The sequence below is a fragment of the Salegentibacter echinorum genome, from assembly GCF_900129445.1.
Lineage (GTDB): Bacteria > Bacteroidota > Bacteroidia > Flavobacteriales > Flavobacteriaceae > Salegentibacter > Salegentibacter echinorum.
On the sequence record NZ_FQVT01000005.1, the window covers coordinates 230,967 to 257,061 of the forward strand.

Here is a 26,095-nt window from a genome sequence, read left to right on the forward strand (position 1 = left end):
CTGATTGTATGCGTTTTACTCGTTCCATAAGCGCCGGCAAAATTAGTTATTTTTTTTTAATAGAAAAGTCCGGGGCTGGTTATATGATAATTTTTACGGAAATAACAATTTGAAGAACACTGATTGTCAATTTAATAATCAATATTTTCCGGTAAAGCTAACAAACCTCTACCTGAAAGGTCGGTTGTAAGAAAAAAAACTAACGCATCCTGCATTTAAATTCTTGTCTCTTAAATCTTATTTCTATTCCCCTGACTCTTGTTTCTTTTGTCTTTCCTCTCTGTTCTCTTGTCTTTTTCCTTTTTCCTGAATTTTACAGTTTAATTATTATCGATTCCCCGTATCTTTGTAATCAAAATTTTATCAAAAATGGCACATAAAGCAGGATTTGTAAATATAATTGGTAACCCCAACGTAGGGAAATCTACCTTAATGAATGCTTTTGTTGGTGAAAGGCTTTCCATCATCACTTCCAAAGCTCAAACGACGCGACACAGGATTTTAGGCATTGTAAACGGTGAAGATTTCCAGGCAATTTTAAGTGACACCCCGGGTATTATTAAGCCGGCTTATGAGTTGCAGGAATCTATGATGGGCTTTGTGAAATCTGCTTTTGAAGATGCCGATGTATTGGTTTATATGGTAGAAATTGGCGAAAAGGAACTTAAAGATGAAGCTTTTTTTAATAAAATAATCAATGCTGAAATCCCTGTTCTTTTATTGCTGAATAAAATTGATAAATCCAACCAGGAGGAACTGGAAGCGCAGGTACAACTATGGCAGGAAAAAGTGCCTAATGCTGAAATTTTTCCGGTTTCGGCCCTGGAAGGTTTTAATGTTGCTGAAGTTTTTAAACGTATCATCGAGCTTTTACCAGAGTCGCCGGCCTTTTATCCCAAAGACACCTTAACCGACAAGCCAGAACGCTTTTTTGTGAATGAGATTATTAGGGAGAAAATCCTGATGCATTATAAAAAGGAAATTCCATATTCCGTAGAAATAGATACCCAGGAGTTTTTTGAAGAGGAAAAGATCATTAAAATGCGCAGTGTGATCATGGTAGAACGGGATACACAAAAAGGCATTATTATAGGCCATAAAGGTGGCGCTTTAAAAAGGGTTGGCGTGGAAGCGCGAAAAGATCTTGAAAAATTCTTCGGAAAACAGGTGCACTTAGAACTCTACGTAAAAGTGAACAAAAACTGGCGTAGCGATCGAAACCAGCTTAAACGTTTTGGATATAATGAGTAAAATTTTCAGAAATCATTGAAGGCTTTTTAATTTGTATAACGCTTAAAATATTTAGCCACTAAGACAAGAAAACACCAGGATATACAAAGATGCTCCTGGAGTTTTGGAGTGTTTGTGGCCTTTTTATTTTCAACAAATTATGTATTGGTGTGCTTTGCGACAGGTTTAAGACTTTTAGCGAGTGGAATCCTACATCCTAAAAATCCAGTATTTACAAATAAAAACCACCTGTTATTTTAAATAGATTAGCCACAACCAAATTTGAGCTTTTCTTTATTAAAAAGTCGTATATTTAGTTTATAATGACCTATCAAGTAAAAATACTGAACCCAAAAGCTGAAAAGTTACTAAGGAATCTTGCAGAATTAGAACTTATTTCTATTTCTGAAACTCCTACTGATCCTTTTCTTTCGGCTGTAAACCGCTTTAGGGATAAGGCAGCTTCCAAGCCACCAACTTTAGAGGAAATAACCCGAGAAGTTGAAGAGGTTAGATCTGAACGATATGAAAAAAACCAACCATAGAATAATCCTGGACACAAATCTTTGGATAAGTTTTCTGTTGACGAGGGATTTTTCTAAAATGGACATCTTACTTAAAAACAAGGAAATCAAACTATTGTTCAGTCAGGAATTATTAGATGAGTTTATTGAAGTTGCTAAACGACCTAAATTCGAAAAATATTTTTCAATACCTGATCTTCAACTCTTAATGAAAGAAATAAAATCTAAAGCAGTTTTTATAAATGTTAAAAAATCGGTGCAAATTTGTCGTGACCCTAAAGATAATTTTCTTCTTTCGCTCGCTATTGCTGGAAAAGCGACTCATCTTCTAACTGGCGACAAAGACCTTTTAATTTTAGAAGAATTAGAATATACCAAAATCCAAACGATAAAAACTTACTTTGAGGAGTTTTAAATATATTTTTAAAGTTAAACTGTGTTTTTAAGTCCTGAATTCACTATTTTAGGAAGACTTTTTCGTTATTTTTTTCCAAATAAAAAATCCAGGAGTTCTCAGAAAACTTCGATTTTTAATATGAGGTCTAAAACCCAATTTTTTACACTAATTTTGCAACCTGATTTAAGAATAAAATTTTATGGGCAATATTGTAGCCGTTGTAGGAAGACCAAATGTAGGTAAATCTACTTTTTTTAACCGTTTAATCCAGCGCCGGGAAGCCATTGTAGATTCCGTAAGTGGAGTAACCCGTGATAGAAATTATGGGAAATCTGACTGGAATGGGCGTAGTTTCTCGCTTATTGACACCGGTGGCTATGTAAAAGGCAGCGACGATATTTTTGAAGCCGAAATAGATAAACAGGTAGAACTTGCAGTAGATGAAGCCGATGCCATTATTTTTATGGTAGATGTAGAAAGTGGCGTAACCCCAATGGACGAGGAAGTGGCTGTTTTACTTAGAAAAGTTGACAAACCTGTACTTTTAGCTGTAAACAAAGTAGATAACAACAAGCGCCTGGAGAATGCTGTAGAATTTTATTCACTTGGTTTGGGAGAGTATTTTCCTATTGCCAGCACCAATGGCAGCGGAACCGGAGATTTATTAGATGCGCTTATAGAAAAACTCCCCGAGCAGAAAGCGGAAGAAGAAACAGAATTACCAAGATTTGCCGTTGTAGGTCGTCCAAACGCCGGGAAATCCTCTTTTATAAATGCGCTTATTGGGGAAGAACGTTATATCGTTACCGATGTTGCGGGAACCACCCGCGATGCGATGGACACCAAATACAATCGGTTTGGGTTTGAGTTTAACCTGGTGGATACTGCGGGGATTAGAAGAAAATCGAAGGTTAAGGAAGACCTGGAGTTTTACTCGGTAATGCGTTCCGTTCGCGCTATAGAGAACAGCGATGTTTGCTTGCTTATTCTAGATGCTACCCGTGGTTTTGACGGGCAGGTGCAAAATATTTTCTGGTTGGCCCAGCGAAACCGAAAAGGTATCGTTATTTTGGTAAATAAATGGGATTTGGTAGAAGATAAGCAAACCAATACCATGCGCGACTATAAAGCAATGATAGAAAGGGAGATAGAGCCTTTCACCGATGTACCTATTATTTTTATGTCGGTTTTAACTAGGCAGCGCATTTTTAAAGCGATAGAAACTGCAGTAAAGGTTTTTGAAAACCGTAGCACAAAAATAAAAACGCGCGAACTCAATGATATTATGCTACCCATTATTGAGCAAAACCCGCCCCCGGCTTACAAAGGCAAATATGTAAAGATAAAATTCTGTATGCAATTGCCCACGCCACAACCGCAGTTTGCATTCTTCTGTAACCTACCACAATACGTAAGAGATCCTTATAAACGTTATATAGAAAATAAGTTAAGAAAAGAATTCGACCTTTCGGGGGTACCAATTTCGGTGTATTTTAGGAAGAAATAAACAGGGGTCACACTGAGTTTGTTGAAGCACCTGTTTACAACAATGCTTGTTTTTTTTCGAAGTTACTCCGCCTGACGTGAGACTTTCACCCATACGTCACGCTGAGCTTGTCGAAGCGCTCATTTACCAAAAAGTTTGTTCTTTTTTATCCGAATCACACTTGGCTTTTACAAAAACGTAACATCCCGAAAGGTTCAAAGACCAGGACTTCGACAAGCTCAGTCTGACGGAATAGTTCACCAAACCCGAATTCATCAGACCTGTGCTAAACTTATAGATACGCACAGTTTAATAAGGTTAGAGTTACTACAAAAGTCACGCTGAGCCTGTCGAAGCGCTTAGTTACTACAAAATTTGTTCTTTAGCTAACCGGGAGACCTATTGCTTATGAAACGCCGATAAAAATTAATCATATTTTTTAAAATAACTTCTTCATTAAAACCATAAAACAATCAATTTCAATAACTTAGAAACATGAAACCTTTCTATGTCTATATTGTTCAGTGTAAAGATGACTCCTTTTATATAGGCGTTACTTCAAATTTACGTAAAAGGATTGATGAGCATAACGACGGACTTTATAAATCTGCATATACTTATAAAAGAAAACCTGTTGTTTTAGAATGGTTTGAACAGTTTACTGATTCTTTTTTCGGCTTTTCACTTTGAGAAGCAGCTAAAAGGTTGGAGCCGAAAGAAAAAAAAGCCTTAATCGAAGAAAACTGGGAAAAGCTAATCGAATATTCGAAAAATTATACCGAGAACGGTAAGCCTTCGGTATAATAAAATTGGTTACTATCACGCTGAGCCTGACGAAATGCTTAACATTATATGGGGTAATTAATTACCAAGGCTTCGACAAGCCTGTGCTGAGTTTCGAAGTGTTCAGCTTGACGTAAATGCTCGCCAATCAGTCACGCTGAGCCTGTCGAAGCGCTTAGTTACCTAAGTTTGTTCTTACCATATAATCCAATCAACTTTAGCTCGTCCAAAAACTTAACACCTTGGGAAATTTAAAAACCAGGACCTCGACAAGCCGGTGCTGAGTTTATCGAAGTGCTCAGCCTGACGAAATGGTTCACCAAAACAGACTTCGACAGGCTCAGTCTGACGGAATGATTTACGAAGCCAAACTTCAACAAATCACAACTAAAACCTAATCCCTGGATGTTGTTTTTGAAGCTCGCTAATTTCTTGTTCCAATTTCTTTAAAAACTTAAGATGTGCAGCAGAGTCAGGGTTAAAAGGACGGTGCGATAAGCCTTTCTGAATGGTTTCGATCTTGCTTAACAGCTGCATCGCTTCTTGAGAGAACCAGGTTTCTACAAAGCGGCTCCAAATATAATCTATCGCTGTGGCAGAAGGATGCAACATATCCCCGGTATAAAAACGATAATCCCGTAACTCATCTATCATCAATTCGTAAGCGGGAAAATAAACCCCCTTAATCCCTAAAGGGAGAATTGACTCTCTACTTTCTAATAAGTTGTGAATCGCAGTAATTAAATGCGCCTTGCTACGTTGATTTTCTACAAATCCGTCTTTAAGATGTCGCACCGGGGAAACTGTAAAAATCACTGTAATTTCCGGATTAATTTCTTTCAGAGATAAAATAATATTATTCAATGAAACTTCTATATCCTCGACTGACTGTAATTCTTTTTTAAAAAATTTCTGCGGAATTTTATGGCAGTTAGCAACCATGTGCCCGGTTTCCACATGAAAATAACTCCAGGCCGTGCCCAGCGTGATAATTAAATGTGTGGTCTCCTGAAGAAAACTCCCGGCATCTTCCAATCTTGTGTTTAAATCCTTCAGAAATATCCGTTTTTCTGAATGGCTTAAGGAAGAATGCGCATCAAAACAATGCCATTGTTCATTAGACCAAAAAATATCACTTTCGGTATAAACCCGATTTTCAGCTATATTTTTAAAGAATTTTGAAATCGCCGCCGGATGAAATAAAATCCCGAAAGGATTTTGTAAATGTGAGAATTTATAATAATCCAGTTTTTTTCCCATATTTTCCACAAAACAGGATCCCACAAGAAAAACCCGGGAATCGTAAGTGATTTTCGGGGTTGCCTTTGGGATTGGGATGCTGGTTCTAAAATCCATAAATCATAATTGTGGACAATCCTTAGATTAATCCTTTTTATATTACCTAAACACCTTAAGTTTTCACTTTTCTAATTTTTCGTTTACGGTTTACGTAAATAGTGAGAATTAGAAAGCAAGTTTGGCTTCAAAATAATCATTTTCAGGATGCTTGTTATTTGCTATAACCAATATTGCCCTGCATTGCTATATGCTAAATTTTTTCAGCAATTTTGATTTTCCTTCCCTTAGATACCAATCATTAAAAACCAATTCTAATTCATTTATTTCAAAACTTCCAAAACAAGAGTTCCTATTGCGTTCAAGAATTTCTAAAAGCTCATTTTTATCTTGAAGTTTTCTTCTAAATCTAACAACTGTGGAATGAGCGGTTTGAATAGTATATCTTTTGTCAATAGATTGTTCTAAATTTGAATTTTTAAAATTTGTTCTCAGGCTATTTCTAAGATTGTTTAAAATATCATATTCCGGAAAACCCTGAATCATTATTCCGGCTTCAGAAGCTGTAATTCCTTTAAACTTTATTCCAAATCTTTCAATTTCCTTTAAACTTTCCTGAACCAATTCGATGTAACCGGGAATAGAAACCTGATCTAGTTGAAAACCTTCATAACATGGAATAATAGCCATTACTGTGATATGAATATCTGAATTTGGATAATAATATTGTGATGGTTCAACTTGTTTTAATTCATCCAGGAACAATTGAATTTTTTCATTTATATTTTCGGGAGGCCTTATCAATAAAGCTATTCCGAATCTTCTATCATTTACAGAGTCAATCAATAAATCAGTTTGATAAGCTCCATTTTTTATTTTTCTGGTTGAACTTCTATAAAGTTCATTATATCGTTCAGTAAGATTCATTTTTTATTTCCCTCTACCTTTCAAAGCGATGCCACACCATAAATCCTAAAAACCCTGCAGATATATTTCGGTAATAATTTAGAATGTCAAATTATTTCACAAAAGTAATCGCAGCTTGCAATGCATTTTCGATTCCGGCTGGATTTTTTCCACCGGCAGTGGCGAAAAACGGTTGGCCGCCGCCTCCACCCTTAATGTGTTTGCCCAGCTCTTTTACAATTTTCCCGGCGTGAAGTTCTTTCTCGGCCACCAGTTCTTTTGAGATGTAACAACTTAACAGCGCCTTTCCTTTTTGTTCGGTTCCAAATAGCAGAAAGAGGTTATCATACTCATTTCCCAGCTGGAAAGCGAGATCTTTTATACCTGCGGCATCCAAATCTACTTTTTTAGCAAGAAAATTCACCCCGTTTATTACTGAAATTTCAGACTTCAATTCGTTTTTAAGGTTTTTGGCTTTATCTTTTAACAAGGCTTCCACCTGCTTTTTTAAACCTGTATTTTCCTCCTGAAGATTATTTACCGCTTTTACAGGATCTTTGGCGTTTTTAAGTTCGGCTTTAATTTCTTGCAAAACTTTATCCTGTTTTGCAAAATAGGCTTTTGCGGCCTGGCCGGTAATTGCCTCAATTCTCCTAATGCCTGAAGCTACCGCAGCTTCAGCCGTGATTTTAAAATACCAGATGTCTGCAGTATTAGCAACGTGGGTTCCGCCGCATAATTCCATAGAACTTCCATAGCGAATTGTACGAACAGTATCTCCATACTTTTCACCAAATAATGCCGTTGCGCCCTGCTCCAAAGCTTCTTTAAATGGAACTTCGCGCTGCTCCTCAAGAGGCAGCTGCTCATTAATACGCTCATTCACCAGGTTCTCTATTTCCAACAATTCCTCCTGACTAAGCTTGCTAAAATGAGAAAAATCGAAACGTAAATAATCGCCTTTAACAAGAGATCCTTTTTGCTCTACATGATCGCCTAACACCATTCTAAGTGCCTGGTGCAGCAAATGTGTAGCGGTATGATTTGCCGCTGCAGCAGCTCGCTTTTTAGTATTTACCACGACTTTAAACGGCGCTTTCATATCTTTTGGAAGTGATTTTGCAAAATGTACAATCAGGTTATTCTCCTTTTTTGTATCGGTGATTTCAATTTTATGTCCATCAGCCTCTTCCAAATATCCTTTGTCGCCAACCTGTCCTCCACCTTCCGGATAAAAAGGGGATTGCGTAAAAACCAACTGATACAATGCGCCTTTTTTAGTTTCTACTTTTCGGTATCGTGCTATGTTTACTTCGGCTTCCAAATGATCATATCCAATAAAAGCTTCCTGTTTTAAAGGATTAACTTCTTCCCAGTCCCCGGCAGTTACCTGGGTCGCAGCGCGGGAGCGGTCTTTTTGCTCCTTCAGTTGGGTTTCAAATTCTTTTTCATCAAGATCAAATCCCCGTTCTCTTAAAATAAGAGCGGTTAGATCTATGGGAAATCCGAAGGTATCGTAAAGTTCAAAAGCTTTTTTTCCCGAAACCGTTTTATTGTTAGTTTCAGCAATAATATTTTCCAGTAAAACGAGTCCCTGCTCCAAAGTTCTTAAGAAAGATTGTTCCTCTTCCTTAATCACATTTTCACAAAGGTTTTTTTGAGATTTCAGCTCAGGAAATGCCCCGCCCATTTGTTCACTTAAAACCGAAACCAGTTTATAAATAAAGGCCTCTTTGGTGTCTAAAAAGGTAAAACCATAGCGAATGGCCCGTCTTAAAATTCGTCTAATTACATACCCGGCGCCGGTATTGGAAGGTAATTGTCCCTCGGCAATAGAAAAAGCTACTGCCCGCACGTGATCTGCAATTACACGAATGGCAATATCTGTTTTTTCAGATTTTCCGTAGGTATTTTTAGTGATTTTTTCAAGCTCGGTAATTAGTGGCGTAAAAACATCGGTATCATAATTAGATTGTTTTCCTTGCAGCACCATGCAAAGGCGCTCAAAGCCCATTCCCGTATCAATATGTTTGGCCGGCAAATCTACCAGGGAGCCTTCGGCTTTGCGGTTGTATTGCATAAATACCAAATTCCAGATCTCCACTACCTGGGGATGATCTTCATTCACCAGTTCTTTACCCGGTTTTTTGGCTTTTTCAGCTTTAGAACGAATATCAATATGAATTTCAGAACACGGTCCACACGGTCCCTGCTCGCCCATTTCCCAGAAATTATCTTTTTTATCGCCATACACGATTCGCTCTTCGGGAACAATGGCTTTCCAAAGCTCCAGGGCTTCGGTATCTAAACCAAGCTTATCCTCCTTGCTGCCTTCGAACACAGAAACATAAAGATCTTCCGGAGCGATTTTAAAAACTTCAGTTAGTAATTCCCAGGCCCAGTTTATGGCTTCTTTTTTAAAATAACCCACTGAAGAATTGTCAGGATCGCCAAAACTCCAATTTCCCAACATTTCGAACATGGTATGGTGGTAAGTATCCATCCCTACCTCTTCCAGGTCATTGTGTTTTCCACTTACCCGCAAACATTTTTGGCTGTCGGTGAGCCGTGAAGCAGAAGCTTTGCTGTTCCCTAAAAAGTATTCTTTAAACTGCACCATCCCGGCATTGGTAAACATTAAAGTAGGGTCGTCTTTAAGCACCATTGGCGCCGAGGGTACTATTTTATGGGATTTTGATTCAAAAAATTCTAAAAACTTACTTCTTACTTCCTGAGATTTCATCTATTTATATTTTTGGTTCCAAAACCGGCAAACGGATAAAATTTAGTATTTTTTCCGGTGTTTTGCACATGCTCTGGGGGCATTAAGCTGTTGGGTTCACCTCTCTGCTTAATCTAAAAATTTTTAATTTATGTTGGGGGCGCAACAATTTCATATCTTTGTACGTTCATTAACTTGAATTTAGCACAATAATTGCTACGTTATGTTGGCAAAAATAGCATAAATTTGACTCATGTCGAAGGTTAAATATTATTACGATAGCGAAACCGGTTCCTATAGAAAAATAGAGCGTCGCAAGCGCAGGCGCGTTGGGATTGTGCTGTTGAGTATTTTGGGTTCTTTCCTGGCCGGCTTTATCTTATTGGTGATTTATTTAAACATTCCTCAAATTGAAACTCCGCAGGAGAAAGCTTTAAAACGCGAATTGCACAATATGGAGTTGCAATATGGTTTGCTGAATAAAAAAATGGATCAAATTCAAAATGTTTTAGCCAATGTTGAAGACCGGGACAACAACATCTACCGGGTTTATTTTGAAGCAAATCCCATTCCCGAAGAGCAAAGAAAAGCAGGATTTGGCGGGATAAACCGCTATAAAGATTTGGAAGGTTTTGATAATTCAAAATTAATTATTCAAACCAGTAAACGAATGGACATTCTTTCTAAACAGTTGGTGGTGCAGTCTAAGTCTTTAGACGAAATTGCTGCCCTGGCTAAGGAAAAGGAAAGTCTTTTAGCGGCTATTCCGGCAATTCAACCGGTAAAAAACGAAAATTTGAATAGGATCGCTTCGGGCTATGGTTGGCGTACAGATCCTTTTACCAAAGTAAGGAAATTTCATAAGGGGATGGATTTCTCGGCTCCACGCGGCACCCCGGTTTACGCCACCGGAGATGGCAGGGTAGCCAGGGCCGACAATAGATCTACGGGATATGGAAACCATATAAGAATAGAACACGATTATGGTTATACTACCTTATACGGCCATCTATCAAAATATAATGTTAGAAGGGGACAACGCGTTAAACGCGGAGATATAATAGGTTATGTGGGCAGTACAGGAAGATCTCAGGGACCACACCTACACTATGAGATTTTTAAAGATAATAAACGAATAAATCCCATTAATTTCTATTATGGGCACCTTTCCCCGGCAGAATTTGACAAGGTGCTGGAGAAAGCACAACAGGAAAATCAATCTTTAGACTGATATAAATTTAAACTGGCAACATGCATTTAAACCTTCCGGAGAAGAGATATTATGGTATTGGGGAAGTAGCCGAAGCCTTTAAGGTAAACACCTCCCTTATTCGATTTTGGGAAAAAGAATTTGATGTCATTAAGCCGAAAAAAAATGCCAAAGGAAACCGAAAATTTACTCCAGAAGATATTAAAAACCTCGAGCTTATTTATCACCTGGTAAAAGAACGCGGATTTACCCTGGAAGGGGCAAAAACGCATCTAAAAGAAGAAAAACAAAAAACCCTTACCAATTTTGAAATTATCAGGAAATTGGAGGGCGTAAAAGCTAAACTTAACAATCTAAAAAATCAATTGTAATATGAAAAAATGGTTAATCCCAATAGGAATTATTGTACTACTCTTTATATTAATTGGCTCGCCATACAACACTTTGGTGGATAAGGAGCAAAATGCTGAAAAAGCCTGGAATAATGTAGAGAGCTCTTATCAACGACGAAGTGACCTTATTCCTAATTTGGTAAGTACCGTAAAAGGTTCTGCCGATTTTGAACGTGGAACTTTAACAGATGTAATCGAAGCCCGGGCCAAAGCCACTTCGGTAAACGTTGATGCCGGGAACCTAGATCCCCAGCAAATTCAGCAGTTCCAGGAAGCCCAGGGAGGGTTGTCATCGGCTTTATCCAGATTATTGGTTTCGGTAGAACGTTATCCCGATATTAAATCTAACCAGAATTTCCAGCAACTGCAATCGCAGCTGGAAGGCACAGAAAACCGAATTAATGTTGAAAGAAACCGTTTTAACGAAGCAGTTGCCACTTATGAAAAGACAAGACGAAAATTCCCCAGCAATATTGCTGCTGCCCTTTTTGGTTTTGATAAAATTGAAGGCTTTGAAGCCGAACAAGGTGCAGAAAACGCCCCAGATGTTGAATTTGATTTTTAAGCCATGAGTAAAGTAGAAGAGTTTTTAAGCAAAAATGACGAAGAGGCGATTATTGAGGCCATTAGAAAAGCAGAGCAAAACACTTCTGGTGAGATAAGAGTGCATTTAGAAAAAACCACCGGTGAGCTAGATATTTTTGATCGTGCTATGGAGGTTTTCCATCATTTAAAGATGGACAATACCAAGCATGAAAATGGCGTGCTTATTTATGTTGCCGTAGAAGACAAAAATTTTGTGATTTACGGTGATAAAGGCATTAACGATGTGGTACCAGATAATTTCTGGGAAAGTACAAAGGACGCCATTGTAGCAGAATTTAAAAAAGGAGATTTCAAACAAGGTTTGGTAAACGGCATTTTAACTGCAGGCCAGCAACTGAAAAAGCACTTCCCCTGGAGTGCAGATACCAGGGACGAACTCTCCAACGAAATTTCAAGAGGATAAATGTCACAATACAATCAGGAACCTGGCGTTAAGCACGTGAGGTTTTCCCCGATTAAAAGCGGGACAAAAAATCATTTTTTTAATCAGAAAAACCCCGATGATACTATTCTTTCGGGTGAGACTTTATGGCGCGAAGCATTTAATAAAAGACTTCGCCTATTATTAGCTTGTTTTTTATTGTTTTCAGGCTTTATTTATGCCCAGCGTGACATCCCTCCAAAGCCTTCCGAAGAAACCAGCGTTTACGATGGCGCTGATATTCTGTCTTCTTCGGAAAGAAATCGATTAGAACAGAAGCTGATTAATTATGCCGATACTACTTCTACCCAAATTGTTATTGCGACCATAGAATCCCTTAATGGCGAGTATGAAGGCGTCTATGCCGCCGAATGGGCCCAGGAATGGGGTGTGGGACAAAGCGAAAAAGACAACGGACTCTTAATCCTGGTTGCTGAAAGTGATCGCAAAATATGGATTACCACCGGTTACGGACTCGAAGAATACCTTACCGATGCTCGTAGCAAGCAAATTATAGAACAAATTATCCTGCCAGAATTTAGAAATGGCAGCTATTACAACGGTCTGGACGCCGGTACAACTGCGATTTTCCAGGTTTTAGCCGGTAATTTTCAAGGCACACCACAATCCCGAAATGAAGGACAAGGTATCCCTCTACAAGGAATTATCATGCTCATATTTTTTGTGGTGATTATCATCTCATTCATCAAACGTAAAGGCGGCGGTGGCCGTAACGGTGGTAGAAGAAGTGCCGGCGATACCTTTTTGGATGCCATTATTCTAAGCTCTTTGGGGCGCGGTGGCTTTGGCGGAGGAAGCTCCGGTGGAGGCTTTGGCGGCGGTGGCGGCTTTGGAGGCGGCTTCGGTGGCGGCGGCTTTGGCGGCGGCGGCGCCGGGGGAAGCTGGTGATTTCAGTTGAGTGTTTTTTAGTTGGCAGTTACGTCATCACGCGGACGAAGGAGCGCGGCAATCTCTTTCTGTTTGGGGTTCATTGTTTGTGTTTTTGAATCAGAAATATTGTAAATTGTATAATGTAGATTGTAATTCTGAAGTTTGATATAATCAGGGTTTCCAAATCATCATATTAACATATCAATACCAACTCTTCCGTCTTTTCTGCCGAAAATAGCAGAAAACCCACCTTCCCTTTCAATGGAAGGAGCAAACGACGTACTGAATACTGTGACTGCCTACTAATTCTCCACAGTCATTGCGAGCGACGCAGGAGCGTGGCAATCTCTGGTTTTGTTTATGGTTTGTAGTTTTGAACCAGGAATATTGTAAATTATATAATGTAGATTGTAATTCTGGAATTTTATTACTAATCACGATTCTCGAATTAACGAATCAACGCACCTCCACATCAACACATCACCGCATCAACTCATTAAGAAAAAACCCTTGTGCCTCCTTCCGCTCTCGCAGAAGAAGCTCATTCTAACCACATAAATAAATTTATAAGCCCGATCCACTGACTATTAAGAACAGGAGTGAATTTTAGATTTGCTGAAGGAAATATAGGTTTGGGTTTTGGAATGCCTTGAACATGAAATTTTGAACCTTGAACTTTCTAACCTGCCCACTGAATACTGAGACTGCCAACTGATAAGAATCACGAACCAACGAATCATCACATCAGCAAATCAACCTATTACCACATCAACATATTACCTTCTCCCCCTCTTCTTATTCGGGTCTTTTCCGCCAAACTTGCTGAGTTTATAGGTAAAACTAAGCATAAAATATTGTTCTAAAACCAGCTCTTGCGTATCCTGAATAAAGTCGTCACCGGTAAATCTTTGGGTTGCGATGTTTTGATCTAACAAGTCGAAAACTTTTATTTTTAATATTCCGTTTTCTCCAAAAAGCTCATAACCTAAACTCGCGTTCCACAGGTAAAAAGAATCCTGAAATCCGGGAGCTGCATTTCCAATATTCCTATAAGCGATATCGCTTCCAATAATAAATTTCTCCGGCCAATAAGACGTGATTGCTAAAGAGACATTTTGATTATTATATTTTTCTTCTCTTTTATTAAAACTGTATTCGGCATCAACAAATCCTATACTATAAAATGGCTCTATGGTTACCAAATCTCTAAAATTATAAGTTAGGCCAATGTTTGGGGTTAGGTTTAAAGATTTGGAATTATATTCCTCTCCGTTCGTGAAACCTACATTCTTACTATAATTCCCGTGGAGCCCACCCTGAATTTTAATAGAGCTTTCATTCTCTAGTTTAAAAGTTTTATCGGTTCTACCACCTCCAGAAATATTATAGGCGCCATCAAGGTTGGTATAAGTTGTAGTCCTAACAAGGTCTTCATCTACCGTAGTTCTTGCCACTACCTTATCATCGGTAAAATTTGCACTTAAATAAGCATAAAATCCAGAGCGGGTTTTAAAATCGAAATTATTAAAGTTTACGTAAACTCGGTGATCCAGGGTTGGTTTAAGATCTGGGTTTCCAACTACAATATTCAAAGGATTAATCGTGTTAATTACCGGTTGCAACTGGCGTAAAGATGGGGTGTTCCAGGAGTTTCTATAATTAATGAATATAGATTTTCCCTGGCCCATCCTATACCTGGCGAAAGCACTGGCGAAAAAATTATCGTAAGTATTATCTATTTCTGAATTGGTAAAAAGGTCTTCGTTCTTTAAGCGAATACTTTGGAAACCACCCGAGAGGTTAGCCCGTAGCTTCTCTCCATTGTAAGCCAAGCCTACACTTGGCCTGTGATTAAAAGATTCCGATTTAAAATCGCTACTCAATGCTTCGTCCAAAAGCTCATACTCGCCATCGCCGTCGGCCTCATAAACCAACCGTTCGTTACGGCCGTCTTCCTTTTCAAATCTATAACTAAGGTCCAGCATCAGTTTTTCGGTTAAAGGAAACCTGGCATTGGCAGATACTCCATAGTTATCTTCCTTATTATCTTCGGTAATCAATTGATCCTGAATATCGGTTCGGGTTAGGTTACCCTGGTCATCGTAAACTTCCCTTTCAGAAAAGAAATTATTATCCTGCTTTCGGGTATTATTTTGATTATTGAAATACAAACTATAATAACCTCCTTTCTCGCCAAACTTTCTGGAAAAGCTTAAACGGTTTGAAAAATTGGTGCTTTTTACTTCAGAATAATTATCAGTTAAAGCTGTGTTTATTGGGGTATCGTCTGCTTCAAAAGATTCTGTATAAGCTTTATTGGAGGATCTACCACTATTGGCCACAAAATTTGGACTTACGGAAATCCTGGTTAAGGTATCTGGCTGAATTTCAAAACCCATACTAAAACGATGATTGTCATTCAACCGGGTACCGCTGGATTCAGAAACATTAAAATACCTTCTATCTGGTAGAATATTTTCACGCTCGGTAATACTTTCCGTACGGTTATCGGCCCGGTTGTAAAAGTAATTGGTAGAGAGTTCGGTTTCCTGCGGCCATTCATTAACAAAACTGAATCCAATATTATTAGATTTGGTTATTCCGTTACCAGATCCAAAACTATTGCCGTTAATGCTAAAGCCATTTCTACCCCTGGAGATAGAATAAGCGTTTCGGCCCATGGCATCATAAACCTCATCGAAAGTAAAGCCTGAAGAGTTAATGTTATTGGAACTTCCTAAAACACTTATGCGCAAATCGTTTTTAAAATAGTTTCCAATACCACTAAGTTCATACCTATCATCGGTTCCCCCACCGGCGGTAAGCCTGGAGAAAAAACCGCGGTTTTTATCTTCGTCAATGGTAATATTGATAGTTTTATTTTCGGCATCACCTTCTTTGCCTGTAAATTCTTCCGATTTGGTTTTACTATCAACCACCTGCAGTTTATTGATTAATTCCTTTGGAAGGTTTTTCGTGGCAATTTTAGGATCATCGCCAAAGAAATCCTTTCCGTTTACTTTAATTTTTTGCACCGGCGTGCCATTTACGGTAATACTTCCATCGGTTGCCACCTCAACTCCCGGCAGTTCCTTTAGTAATTCCTCTAAATTCGCATCTTTTCTAGTTTTAAAAGAAGCCGCATTAAATTCTAAAGTATCCTTCTTTATGGTCACGGGAGCGCGGGAGGAAGTAATAGTTATTTCATCTAAAGTATTATCGGCAATTTCCATTTTTAGGGTTCCCAGGTCCTGCTGTTCCTGAATTTTAATTTCCTGTTGGTGCGTTTGCATCCCGGCATAAGAGATAAGCAAATTAACTTTTTCAAGGGCTGTTTTTCCTGAAAGCTGAAAGTTTCCGGAATCATCTGAAATCGTGTAAGTAACCAATGTGCTATCTGAAGGTTTTTCTACGTAGATGGTTGCAGATTCCAGGGGAGTCCCCTGCGGATTAACAACTTTTCCATTTATTTCAAAACTCTGGGCAGTTAAACTTGTTGCTATTAACAACAAGGCAAGCGAAAAGAAAATCCTCATATTGCGCACGTATTTAGATTGAAAAATGAAGACCGGAAAGTGATCTCCTTAACTAGGTTAGTAGTTAGACCACAGAATTGTTACAAAGTTTAATCAGAAAATTATTTTTTTCGAAATATTTCTTCACAGGTGGTTTTGGAAGGAAGCGCTTCGAAAAGCTCGCGCGAAGTATTGATAAACCTTCAACTGGGAGTGGGCGCCTGGAGAAACTCAGGGGGACACAACCAGACAGGCTTAGTTTACACAAACCAATTTGACCAGGAAAGAAATTCAGAAAAAACTAGTTCTTTAACCTGTTCGGAAAAGTGAGAAGCTCTTAAATCTCGTCCTAGCTAAATATATAGCCAAAAACGGATTTTGTCATTCTTTCGTTGCAGCGAATTCCTTCTAGAATTCAGAATTAAAAAGCTTAAAAATCAGAAAAAATACTTTTTCGCAGTGGATTAATTCTCCAATATTCAAAATCTAAAAATAGATGGCGAAGCAACCAGTTCCTCAAAAATTGGCTCCCATCCTTAAAAATAATTTTTCCAGGAAGGTTCTCTGTTCCCGGGCCGCGTTCTTTCTGGAAGCTCTTTTTTCACGATGATAATAAACAAGACTATCACAATTAATAACTTCTCTACCCTTTTGCGTTAACACGTAATTATCATTAATAGCGTCAATAAATTCGGCCGTTTCCAAACTGGCAATTACTTCCGTTTTCCAGGGGGCAAACTCCTGATTTTTTAAAATTCCATCGTTATCGTAAATTTCATATAAAACATTATCCATCTTATACATATAAGAAGTTGAAAACGAATCTAAATTAGCTTGCGTCATAATCAGTAGGGTATTGTGATTAATATTTTCTTCAATTTAATAAATTATTCACAAAATCCTAACTTAAATTTAAAAGACATTATCCAAAGCTTGTCAACATAAAATATCTTAACACTATTGTGTCAATAATCAATAACCTCATCTTGAGGGTATGAAGTATGCTTCCGGAAAAAAGTTCTTTTTATCTCAAGGCAAGCCTCGGGGAATTAAACAGCAAAATATGGTTGAAGGATATTAAAACACTAAAGCTCAAAAACCACATACTTATTTAAGAAGCTCTCATTTATAACAAAGATTAAAGCGATTTCTTTACTATTTAAAACCACGAGAAGGGAATTTGTTAATAGAGAAGTATTATTTCCAGCGAAAAGAAGGACTCAGTAGTCCTTATTTGATACCGAACCACAAACAGACCTTAAACAACATCCTGAATTTTAGTACTAAGTGTCCACCCGAGATCGGGCAGGATTAATTTTAGTCGTTTTGTTCCTACCTCTTTGATAATGGCTTTTTTATTTGCCATTTTTCCGGTTTTAATTTCAATCTCTTCTCCCGGTTTAAAGGCACCGACCTCAAACTCTTCGTATGCATCATTACTAAGCCAGGATTTAATAGTTTCTATTTCGTCTTCCCTTACTACAGCCGGCTTTCCTAACCAAAACATATAATTTAAAATTCCGGGAGCTTCAAAAACCTTGTTCCTCTCTGCCGCATCCAACCGAACAAACAAATAAGGTTTAAACAAGGGAGTAATCACTTTTTTTTTTCGGTCACTCCATTGTCTTATTTCGGTAATCACAGGACAAAATACCTCTATTCCGAGTTTTTCCAGGATCTTGGCCGATTTAATTTCATGTTGTGGCTTACTTCGTAGTACGTACCAGGGCATAGTGTTTATTTGATATTATAAACTTCCTTAGTAGGGTTGGGAAAGCAAATAATCTAAGAAAAACGAATTTAAGCTTTTTTACTGTGAAATGAAATTCTCTCGGATTTTTGTAAGAGATTTTTTTTCCCTTCACCCGTTATGTTAAGCTGAACCCGTCGAAGCACATTTTCATGCATTTTTTGTAAATCTGATCACTTTTATAAACTCGGAATGTCTATAAAAAAGCTTAATTGTAATTATTTGGCTTCTGGGAGAATAAAAAATCCAATTTCAACCCAATAGAGGTATAAACACCAAGGCTTCGCCAAGCTCTGCCTGACGTTAAATAGCACAGCTGTCACCTCGAACATTTCAATTTATTCAATGAAGGCTTATGGAAATACACTCCTAAAATCTTGTCGAGGTGTCTCCTTTAGCCTGACGAAGGGCAACAATCTACTTTAAAAAATGCGGGAAATCGGTAATAATACCATCTACGTTCATTTCTTTAAGTCGCTCAATTTCTTCCCGCGTATTAACCGTCCATGGAATGAATTTTATATTTCTCTCGTGACATTTCTTTATAAGTTCTGAAGAAGCCAGACTAAAATGCGGACTATAAATTTCGGGTACAAAACCTATTTTAGCTATGTTTTCTTCAAAAGTAACATTCTTATCCCCGGTAAGAAATCCAACGGGAACATTGGGATATCTCTCCCGTACCCGCTGAATTTGACGCACATCGAATGATTGAATATAAAAACGTTCATGGACATTTTTGTTTTGTAGCACATCCATAACCAGCCGAACAAATTTACGCGGTGCCGGTTGATAGGTACCGTCTTTCCTGGGGTTCGATTTAATTTCTACATTATAAATCACTTCCGGTATATTATTGCTTTCAGTATATCTTTCCACGGCCTCAATAAGATCTGCCAACAAGGGAATGTGAGCTTTCATCTTTTTTTGCTTCGGAAACCGCTTATTCCCCTTAGTTCCTACATCAAATTCTTTAATGCTGTCATAATCCATTTGATACAGCAAATATTTCTGTGCATCCTCTTCCCTTATTTCATCGCCATTGGGCAATAACGAAAAACCTCTATTAATAAAAGGATCGTGTGCAACCACTACTTTGTCATCTTTTGAAACCTGAACATCCAACTCCAGGACGTTGGCGCCATCATCAATCGCTCTTATCATAGCCGGAATTGTATTTTCTGGCATTTCACCCCTCGCACCACGATGTCCCTCAACCATAAAGGAGGGGAATTTTTGTGTAACTACCTCCCCTGGAGATAAGGTTTTACAGCTAACAAAAAAGCAAATAAATGTGAGTAACAAATAGGGTTTAAGAATATTCATATCAGGAAAATTTAAAACTATAAATGTAGCCAATTTCCCCGGTTTTATTAGAAATGTTTGGACGGTTATCGGGTGTGTGTTATCCGCTATCAGTTCCGAGTTCTCGGTTTTGAGTTATCAGTTTTAGCTGGATCGATTAGCCAGTGTTAATTAATTAGTTGTGGGATTTTATTTAGTGTTTGGGGTTTGTTGTTCTGCAAACTGAAAACTGAGACTGCCTACTGGTTACGTGTTGCGGGTTGGGTTGAGTTGAAAAATCATTTTGAAAGTTGCTGAATTTTGGTTGGTTATTGTCATTGCAAGCGACGCAGGAGGGGGGCAATCTCTGGTTTTGTTTGTTATTTTGGGTTATTGCTTGTTGTTCTGCAAACTGAAAACTGCAACTGCAAACTGGTTACGAGTTGCAGGTTGCAGATTAGGTTGTTCTCACCACGTCATCGCCGAGGACGAAAGACGTGGCGATCTGTTGAATTTTGGTGTTTGGTGTTTTGAACCAGAAATATTGCAAATTGTACAATGTAGTATTGTAATACTGAAATCTTATTACTAATCACGATTTCCGGATTAATGAATTTCCACATCAACAACCAACCCTTCCGTCTTTTCTGCTGAAAATAGCAAAAATTCCACCTTCCCTTCAAAGGAAGGAGCTACATTCCAACCACACTTATAACTTAATAAGCGTATGGTAAACCTTATATTCACTTGCTAATCATGACTCCCGAATTAACCATTCACGAATCACATCGCTACATCATCGCATTAACGCATCACCACATTACCACATCAGCATATTAATTTTTTTTCCGCCACTGAAAACTGCCACTGTCTACTGGTTACTGAACACTGAATCATTTGAATAACAATGTCTTTAGAAAAAATTGCTTGCTATAAAAAGCTTGGTTACATTTGTGTAAAACACCACACAATATGAAAAGCGATAACTTCCAGGCCCCCGATTATTACAATATTGATGAACTTTTAAGTGATGAGCATAAATTAGTGCGCAATGCAGCGCGGGATTGGGTAAAACGTGATGTCTCCCCAATTATTGAAGATGCTGCACAAAAAGCAGAATTCCCTAAATCAATCATCAATGGTCTGGCAGAAATTGGTGCTTTTGGTCCCTATATCCCGGAGGAATACGGTGGCGCGGGACTCGATCAAATCTCCTATGGTTTGATTATGCAGGAGATTGAACGTGGCGATAGTGGCGTGCGATCTACAGCCTCGGTACAATCTTCCCTGGTAATGTATCCCATTTTTAAATATGGTACCGAAGAACAAAAGAAAAAATTCCTTCCAAAACTGGCCAGCGGGGAAATGATGGGCTGCTTTGGTTTAACCGAACCCGATTATGGTTCGAACCCCGCCGGAATGGTCACCAATTTTAAAGATAAAGGAGACCACTTTTTACTGAACGGTGCAAAAATGTGGATCTCAAATTCCCCTTTTGCCGATATCGCTATCGTTTGGGCCAAAAATGAGGAAGGCAGAATCCACGGACTTATCTTAGAACGTGGAATGGAGGGTTTTTCTACTCCCGAAACACATAATAAATGGTCACTACGCGCCAGCGCCACAGGGGAGCTTATTTTTGACAATGTAAAGGTGCCCAAAGAAAATTTAATGCCGAATAAAAGTGGTTTGGGAGCTCCGTTAGGATGTCTGGATTCCGCCAGATTCGGAATTGCATGGGGCGCAATTGGTGCTGCGATGGACTGTTATGATACGGCTCTAAGATATGCAAAAGAACGGATTCAGTTTAAAAAACCGATCGCAGGAACCCAGTTGCAGCAAAAGAAATTAGCTGAAATGATCACCGAGATCACTAAAGCCCAATTAATGGCGTGGAGACTTGGCGTTTTGCGAAATGAAGGTAAAGCTACTTCGGCACAAATATCCATGGCAAAGCGAAATAATGTAGATATGGCGTTAAAAATTGCCCGGGAAGCCCGCCAGGTTTTAGGCGGAATGGGCATTACCGGCGAATACAGTATCATGCGACACATGATGAATCTGGAAAGTGTAATCACCTACGAAGGTACCCACGATATACACCTCCTCATCACCGGCATGGACATTACCGGTATTCCGGCGTTTTAGCTGTCACTTCTCGGTTGTGCGTTATGAATTGTTAGTTGTGGGTTTCGTAGTCAGCTTCCTCATGGCTGTCATTGCGAGCGACATAGGAGCGCGGCAATCACTTGTTTGTTATGGAAACAGTTTGGTGTTTTCCTACTGAATACTGCGACTCCCTACTGGTTATGGGTTGTCGGTTCTCCATTGTCAGTTAAGCCTGTGACCTTCAAACTTTAAACCTTGAACCTTGAACCTTGAACCTTGAATTCTAAAGAAGATCAAAACAAGGGCAACGTTTACAGCGTTTGCCTTTTTTATACTTCTCACAACATGTTTTCTTTAAAGGCTTCCCGGGATCTTTTGCGACCACCCCATCCAGCTGCAAGTAATCTTTCGATTTTTTGGAGTAGAAAATTAGAATATTATATGAGAAACCGATCACTATTTTAGTTTTAATAAAGATAAAAATATAAGTAAAGCTATACATATTTTTTATCGTCAAAATTATTTTTTAGAGGCAAACCCGGGGGAATTAAATCCCTGGCTATCGCACCCGCGATTAACATCAGTTTTTAAGTTTAAAGATTATTACACTCTAAAAAATTGCGTATTAGTGGCAATCAATCCTACACTTCCGGGCTAATTGCGGAAACGCTTCGACGGGCTCAGGGGGACATTAATTGACAGGTTGTACTAAGTTAGCCTGAAGTACTCAACTTATGTTAGAATAACTGAAAAATTTTAGCGAACAAATCCCGTTTTCAGCTTTAATTAAATCTTTAAATTTCATGAATTATTAACAGAAGCTTACTTTTGCAAAAAGTGAAGTTGAGGTTATGATAAATGAAATAGAGCGGGAGCTTCAGCCTACAATTACTGGATTGCAAGAACACAATCTCTACCAACAAATACAAACGCCAGAAGATTTGCAAATTTTTATGCAGCACCAGGTATTTGCTGTGTGGGATTTTATGTCGCTCCTCAAGGCTTTACAAAAAAAACTAACAAAAACAAGTACGCCCTGGGTACCGGTTGGTGATCCTGAAATTAGATATCTCTTGAACGGAATAGTACTTAGCGAAGAATCTGATATGGATTGCTTCGGAAAGCGTCAAAGTCATTTTGAAATGTACCTAAATGCCATGGAACAGATTGGCGCCAATACCGAAGAGATTAAAAATTTCCTGCTTCAGGTAACCCACGGCACCGATATTTTCCTTCTTATCGCGGCTCTCAAACTTCCTCATAACATCAAAATATTCTTAAGAAATACTTTTGAAACTATTACCGAAGGAAGAACCCATAAAATTGCGGCCGCATTTACATTTGGCAGGGAAGGTCCTAATGCCCGCGCCTTGCTTGCCGCTGTAGATAGGATTCAGAAAAAATTTCCAAAGAAAGATTTTAAATTAACCCGATATATTTTTGAAAGACGCATACAGTTAATGCAGCAGGAACAGGGACCTATGGCTTTTAAAATCCTGGAACAGCTTTGTAGAAATGACGAGCAGAAATGGGATGAAGTAAGGGAAACTGCCAAAGATTGTCTGGAAACGCGACTTGTTCTATGGAATGGAATTGAAGAAAAAATCTTAGAAAATAAAAACTCCAGCAATCTAAAGCTTATATAAAAAACCATCGTCCCGATAGCTATAGGGGATTAAAACCTGGCAAGGTTTGTAATCCCTTAAGCTAGAATATGAAGATTAGGGTGCTTCTGGAGCCAATTTCACTTCCAGGCCGTCCAGTTCTTCGGTGATTGGGATTTGGCAGCTTAAGCGGCTGTTATCTTCCACAAAAAACGCCTGATCTAACATATCTTCCTCTTCAATACTTTGTTCTGGCAATAAGTGTTCAAAATTCATAATATAGCATTGGCAGGAAGCACACATTGCCATTCCGCCGCAAATTCCTATAGTTCCTTCGGGAGCAAGCTCATAAGAGCGCACCACTTCCATCAGGTTCATATTCATATCTGTTGGGGCATCTACCACGTGGGCCTCCCCTTCCCGGTCTATAATGGTTATTTTAATATCAGACATATATAATTGTAAAAAATCTCACAGTTTCTATAATTATACAAACTGTGAGATTTATAGTTTTAATTAATACTTTTTACTACTTCCCTTTTCGCCTCTTTTTTACTACCGTCAAACCCGTTAATTCCACTAACCGTGGTGTATTTCATCACATATTTTTTATCGGGAAAGATACGCTGGTAAGCACTTTGGCACATAATCGCAGCTTCGTGGAATCCGCAGAGTATCAGTTTTAATTTACCGGGGTAGGTATTTACATCACCAATGGCATAAACACCGGGAATATTGGTTTGATAATCGTAAGCATTATCAACTTTAATGGCATTTTTTTCAATCTCAAGGCCCCAATCTGCAATTGGACCTAATTTTGGAGAAAGCCCGAAAAGCGGAATAAAGTAATCGGTATCTTTTATTTCTTTCTCGGTAGGCTGGTCTTTATGAGTAATCACCACGCGTTCCAGGGCGTCTTCTCCCTGTAAATCGGTAATTTCGGCATTGGTAATTAAGTTAATTTTCCCAATTTTAGAAAGTTCTTCTACTTTCTCTACGGAATCTAAAGCTCCTCTAAAGTCTTTTCTACGATGCACCAGGGAAACCTCTTCGGCTACATTGGCTAAATAGATAGCCCAGTCTAAAGCTGAATCCCCACCACCGGCGATCACTACTTTCTTATCACGATAAACTTCAGGATCCCTAATAATATAGGCTACACCTTTATCCTCATAATCTTTAATATTACCAATAGGGGGTTTTCTGGGTTCAAAACTGCCCAGGCCGCCGGCAATAACTACTACCGGTGCGTGGTGCTTTGTGCCCTTATTGGTAGTCACAATAAAACTACCGTCTTCCTGCTTATCTATGGTTTGCGCTCGTTCCCCCAGGGTAAATTTTGGCTCAAAAGGTTTTATTTGCTCCATCAAATTGGTCACAAGATCACCCGCCAAGACTTCCGGAAATCCCGGAATATCATAAATAGGCTTTTTGGGATAAATCTCTGCACATTGCCCACCCGGCTCGGGGAGTGCATCAATAAGATGACATTTTAATTTTAATAATCCGGCTTCAAAAACGGCAAAAAGGCCTGTTGGTCCCGCGCCAATAATTAATATATCGGTCTTGATCATTCCTCGCTAATTTGTTTACTTATCAATATTTATCACGCTCTCTATTTGGGGAACGTACTTTTTTATGGTCATCTCTACTCCAGATTTTAGAGTCATTTGATTAACCGTACAGTCCACACAAGCGCCTTCTAACTGCACCTTCACCAGCCTATCGTTTTCTATAGCAACAAGAGAAATATTCCCCCCGTCACTTTCTAAAAAAGGACGAATCTCGTCCAGGGCTTTTTCTACGTTTAACTTTACTTCTTCGCTTGTCATAAATTACTTTTTAACAGCGCTGCAACCAGCCATAGTGGTAATCTTAATAGCCTCTGTTGGCGGCAGGCTTTGATTTCTGTTTACGGTTTCCTGAACCATATTTCGGGTAAGTTCCTTAAATGCATTTTCCAATGGCGTATCTGTTTGCAAGGCCGCAGGACGACCAATATCTCCAGACTCTCTTAAACTTTGCACTAATGGGATTTCTCCTAAAAAAGGTGCCTGAATGTCTTCAGCTAAATTTTTAGCACCTTCTTGTCCGAAAATATAATATTTATTATCCGGAAGCTCTTCTGGTGTAAAATAGGCCATATTCTCGGCAATTCCCAATACAGGCACATTGATACTTTCCTGACGGAACATAGATACTCCCTTTTTGGCATCTGTAAGCGCTACTTTTTGAGGCGTACTCACCACTACCGCCCCGGTGATAGGAAGTGACTGCATAATAGACAGGTGAATATCACCAGTACCCGGAGGCAGGTCTAATAGCAAAAAGTCCAGTTCGCCCCAGGCGGCATCAAAGATCATTTGGTTTAAAGCTTTGGCTGCCATGGGTCCACGCCAAACTACCGCCTGACTTGGCTTTGTAAAAAAGCCGATAGACAGTACTTTAACACCATAATTCTCAATAGGTTTCATTTTAGATTTTCCATCTATGTTTACCGACAAAGGCTTTTCTGCTTCAACATCAAACATTGTTGGGATAGAAGGTCCGTAGATATCGGCATCCAAAATACCTACTTTAAAACCCATTTTAGACAAAGTCACTGCAAGATTGGCTGTTACCGTAGATTTGCCAACGCCACCTTTTCCAGAAGCTACAGCAATAATATTTGAAATTCCGGGGATAGATTTTCCTTTTATTTCGGGCTTTTTCTCTCCGGCCTGTACTTTTATATTCACTTTTACCTTGGCTTTCTGGTGCACCTCTTCATGGATGGCTTTCATTACATCAACTTCAGCCCTTTTTTTAATATGTAACGCCGGCGTTTGTAAGACTAAATCTACCACCACCTCATCACCAAAGGTCATGATATTTTGAACTGCTCCACTCTCCACCATATTTTTGCCTTCCCCTGCGACACTAATGGTTTCAAGGGATTTTAATATTTCTTTCCTATCTAACTTCATTTA

The 26,095-nt window shown here is 38.8% G+C and carries 23 protein-coding genes; 12 read left to right on the top strand and 11 right to left on the bottom strand.

All coding sequences use genetic code 11. The features are described from left to right. The first annotated feature begins 369 nt into the window (after positions 1-369). The 5 genes from era to BUA71_RS17825 all read left to right on the top strand — a co-directional run bounded on the left by era (position 370) and on the right by BUA71_RS17825 (position 4,327). A complete protein-coding gene (gene era, locus BUA71_RS10520; RefSeq protein ID WP_072879495.1) occupies positions 370-1,251 on the top strand; it encodes a GTPase Era in 882 nt (293 codons plus the stop codon). A 302-nt stretch (positions 1,252-1,553) separates the two neighbouring features. After that, positions 1,554-1,775 carry a hypothetical protein gene (locus BUA71_RS10525; protein WP_217653614.1) on the top strand — a complete coding sequence of 74 codons (222 nt, stop codon included), beginning with the start codon at positions 1,554-1,556 and terminating at the stop codon, positions 1,773-1,775. After that, on the top strand, positions 1,756-2,169 hold the full coding sequence (locus BUA71_RS10530; RefSeq protein WP_072879497.1) for a putative toxin-antitoxin system toxin component, PIN family: 414 nt from the start codon (positions 1,756-1,758) through the stop codon (positions 2,167-2,169). Before BUA71_RS10525 ends, BUA71_RS10530 begins: the two co-directional genes overlap by 20 nt. Before the next feature lie 181 nt (positions 2,170-2,350). Beyond that, positions 2,351-3,658 (top strand): ribosome biogenesis GTPase Der, encoded by a 1,308-nt coding sequence (gene der, locus BUA71_RS10535; RefSeq protein WP_072879498.1) that lies wholly within the window; start codon positions 2,351-2,353, stop codon positions 3,656-3,658. Positions 3,659-4,132: 474 nt separating this feature from the next. Continuing rightward, positions 4,133-4,327 (top strand): GIY-YIG nuclease family protein, encoded by a 195-nt coding sequence (locus BUA71_RS17825; RefSeq protein ID WP_245812570.1) that lies wholly within the window; start codon positions 4,133-4,135, stop codon positions 4,325-4,327. 480 nt (positions 4,328-4,807) lie between these two features. Here BUA71_RS17825 and BUA71_RS10545 read toward each other — a convergent pair whose 3' ends face one another. From BUA71_RS10545 to alaS, 3 genes are all read right to left on the bottom strand, one after another. Continuing rightward, positions 4,808-5,776 carry a GSCFA domain-containing protein gene (locus BUA71_RS10545; protein ID WP_072879499.1) on the bottom strand — a complete coding sequence of 323 codons (969 nt, stop codon included), beginning with the start codon at positions 5,774-5,776 and terminating at the stop codon, positions 4,808-4,810. 186 nt (positions 5,777-5,962) lie between these two features. Continuing rightward, positions 5,963-6,643: a 2'-5' RNA ligase family protein gene (locus BUA71_RS10550; RefSeq protein WP_072879500.1), complete on the bottom strand. Its 681-nt coding sequence runs from the start codon at positions 6,641-6,643 to the stop codon at positions 5,963-5,965. A 91-nt stretch (positions 6,644-6,734) separates the two neighbouring features. Next, the gene (gene alaS, locus BUA71_RS10555; protein WP_072879501.1) at positions 6,735-9,365 is read right to left on the bottom strand and encodes an alanine--tRNA ligase; all 2,631 of its coding nucleotides are present in this window, start codon (positions 9,363-9,365) and stop codon (positions 6,735-6,737) included. 232 nt (positions 9,366-9,597) lie between these two features. Between alaS and BUA71_RS10560 the strand changes: the two genes are divergently transcribed. From BUA71_RS10560 to BUA71_RS10580, 5 genes are read left to right on the top strand one after another with little or no spacing between them, the layout of a single operon-like run. Next, positions 9,598-10,575, top strand: coding sequence for a M23 family metallopeptidase (locus BUA71_RS10560; RefSeq protein WP_072879503.1), 978 nt, complete (start codon positions 9,598-9,600; stop codon positions 10,573-10,575). Positions 10,576-10,595: 20 nt separating this feature from the next. Beyond that, positions 10,596-10,925 carry a MerR family transcriptional regulator gene (locus BUA71_RS10565; protein ID WP_072879505.1) on the top strand — a complete coding sequence of 110 codons (330 nt, stop codon included), beginning with the start codon at positions 10,596-10,598 and terminating at the stop codon, positions 10,923-10,925. A gap of 1 nt (position 10,926) precedes the next feature. Next, complete coding sequence (locus BUA71_RS10570) at positions 10,927-11,511, top strand: LemA family protein (protein WP_072879507.1); 585 nt, start codon at positions 10,927-10,929, stop codon at positions 11,509-11,511. Positions 11,512-11,514: 3 nt separating this feature from the next. Next, complete coding sequence (locus BUA71_RS10575) at positions 11,515-11,955, top strand: TPM domain-containing protein (RefSeq protein ID WP_072879509.1); 441 nt, start codon at positions 11,515-11,517, stop codon at positions 11,953-11,955. Continuing rightward, on the top strand, positions 11,956-12,882 hold the full coding sequence (locus tag BUA71_RS10580; protein WP_083572077.1) for a TPM domain-containing protein: 927 nt from the start codon (positions 11,956-11,958) through the stop codon (positions 12,880-12,882). Between the two features lie 758 nt (positions 12,883-13,640). On the opposite strand, the gene BUA71_RS10585 is transcribed toward BUA71_RS10580, so the two are convergent. The 4 genes from BUA71_RS10585 to BUA71_RS10605 all read right to left on the bottom strand — a co-directional run bounded on the left by BUA71_RS10585 (position 13,641) and on the right by BUA71_RS10605 (position 19,455). After that, complete coding sequence (locus tag BUA71_RS10585) at positions 13,641-16,400, bottom strand: TonB-dependent receptor (protein ID WP_072879511.1); 2,760 nt, start codon at positions 16,398-16,400, stop codon at positions 13,641-13,643. A 495-nt stretch (positions 16,401-16,895) separates the two neighbouring features. Then, entirely contained in the window at positions 16,896-17,222 is a 327-nt protein-coding gene (locus BUA71_RS10595) for a hypothetical protein (protein WP_072879515.1), read from the bottom strand. Positions 17,223-17,637: 415 nt separating this feature from the next. Beyond that, positions 17,638-18,111, bottom strand: coding sequence for a UpxY family transcription antiterminator (locus BUA71_RS10600; RefSeq protein ID WP_072879517.1), 474 nt, complete (start codon positions 18,109-18,111; stop codon positions 17,638-17,640). A 435-nt stretch (positions 18,112-18,546) separates the two neighbouring features. After that, entirely contained in the window at positions 18,547-19,455 is a 909-nt protein-coding gene (locus BUA71_RS10605; protein ID WP_072879519.1) for a glycerophosphodiester phosphodiesterase family protein, read from the bottom strand. Positions 19,456-20,385: 930 nt separating this feature from the next. Here BUA71_RS10605 and BUA71_RS10615 point away from each other — a divergent pair. Continuing rightward, positions 20,386-21,561, top strand: a complete 1,176-nt coding sequence (locus tag BUA71_RS10615; RefSeq protein WP_072879523.1) for an acyl-CoA dehydrogenase family protein — start codon at positions 20,386-20,388, stop codon at positions 21,559-21,561. Positions 21,562-22,373: 812 nt separating this feature from the next. Continuing rightward, positions 22,374-23,168 (top strand): DUF3050 domain-containing protein, encoded by a 795-nt coding sequence (locus tag BUA71_RS10625; protein ID WP_072879538.1) that lies wholly within the window; start codon positions 22,374-22,376, stop codon positions 23,166-23,168. Positions 23,169-23,243: 75 nt separating this feature from the next. On the opposite strand, the gene BUA71_RS10630 is transcribed toward BUA71_RS10625, so the two are convergent. From BUA71_RS10630 to BUA71_RS10645, 4 genes are read right to left on the bottom strand one after another with little or no spacing between them, the layout of a single operon-like run. Further along, on the bottom strand, positions 23,244-23,579 hold the full coding sequence (locus BUA71_RS10630; RefSeq protein ID WP_072879540.1) for a 2Fe-2S iron-sulfur cluster-binding protein: 336 nt from the start codon (positions 23,577-23,579) through the stop codon (positions 23,244-23,246). Between the two features lie 59 nt (positions 23,580-23,638). After that, entirely contained in the window at positions 23,639-24,700 is a 1,062-nt protein-coding gene (locus BUA71_RS10635) for an NAD(P)/FAD-dependent oxidoreductase (RefSeq protein WP_072879542.1), read from the bottom strand. 15 nt (positions 24,701-24,715) lie between these two features. Next, the gene (locus BUA71_RS10640; RefSeq protein ID WP_072879544.1) at positions 24,716-24,958 is read right to left on the bottom strand and encodes a NifU family protein; all 243 of its coding nucleotides are present in this window, start codon (positions 24,956-24,958) and stop codon (positions 24,716-24,718) included. A gap of 3 nt (positions 24,959-24,961) precedes the next feature. Next, a complete protein-coding gene (locus tag BUA71_RS10645) occupies positions 24,962-26,092 on the bottom strand; it encodes an Mrp/NBP35 family ATP-binding protein (protein ID WP_072879546.1) in 1,131 nt (376 codons plus the stop codon). Between the last annotated feature and the right edge of the window lie 3 nt (positions 26,093-26,095).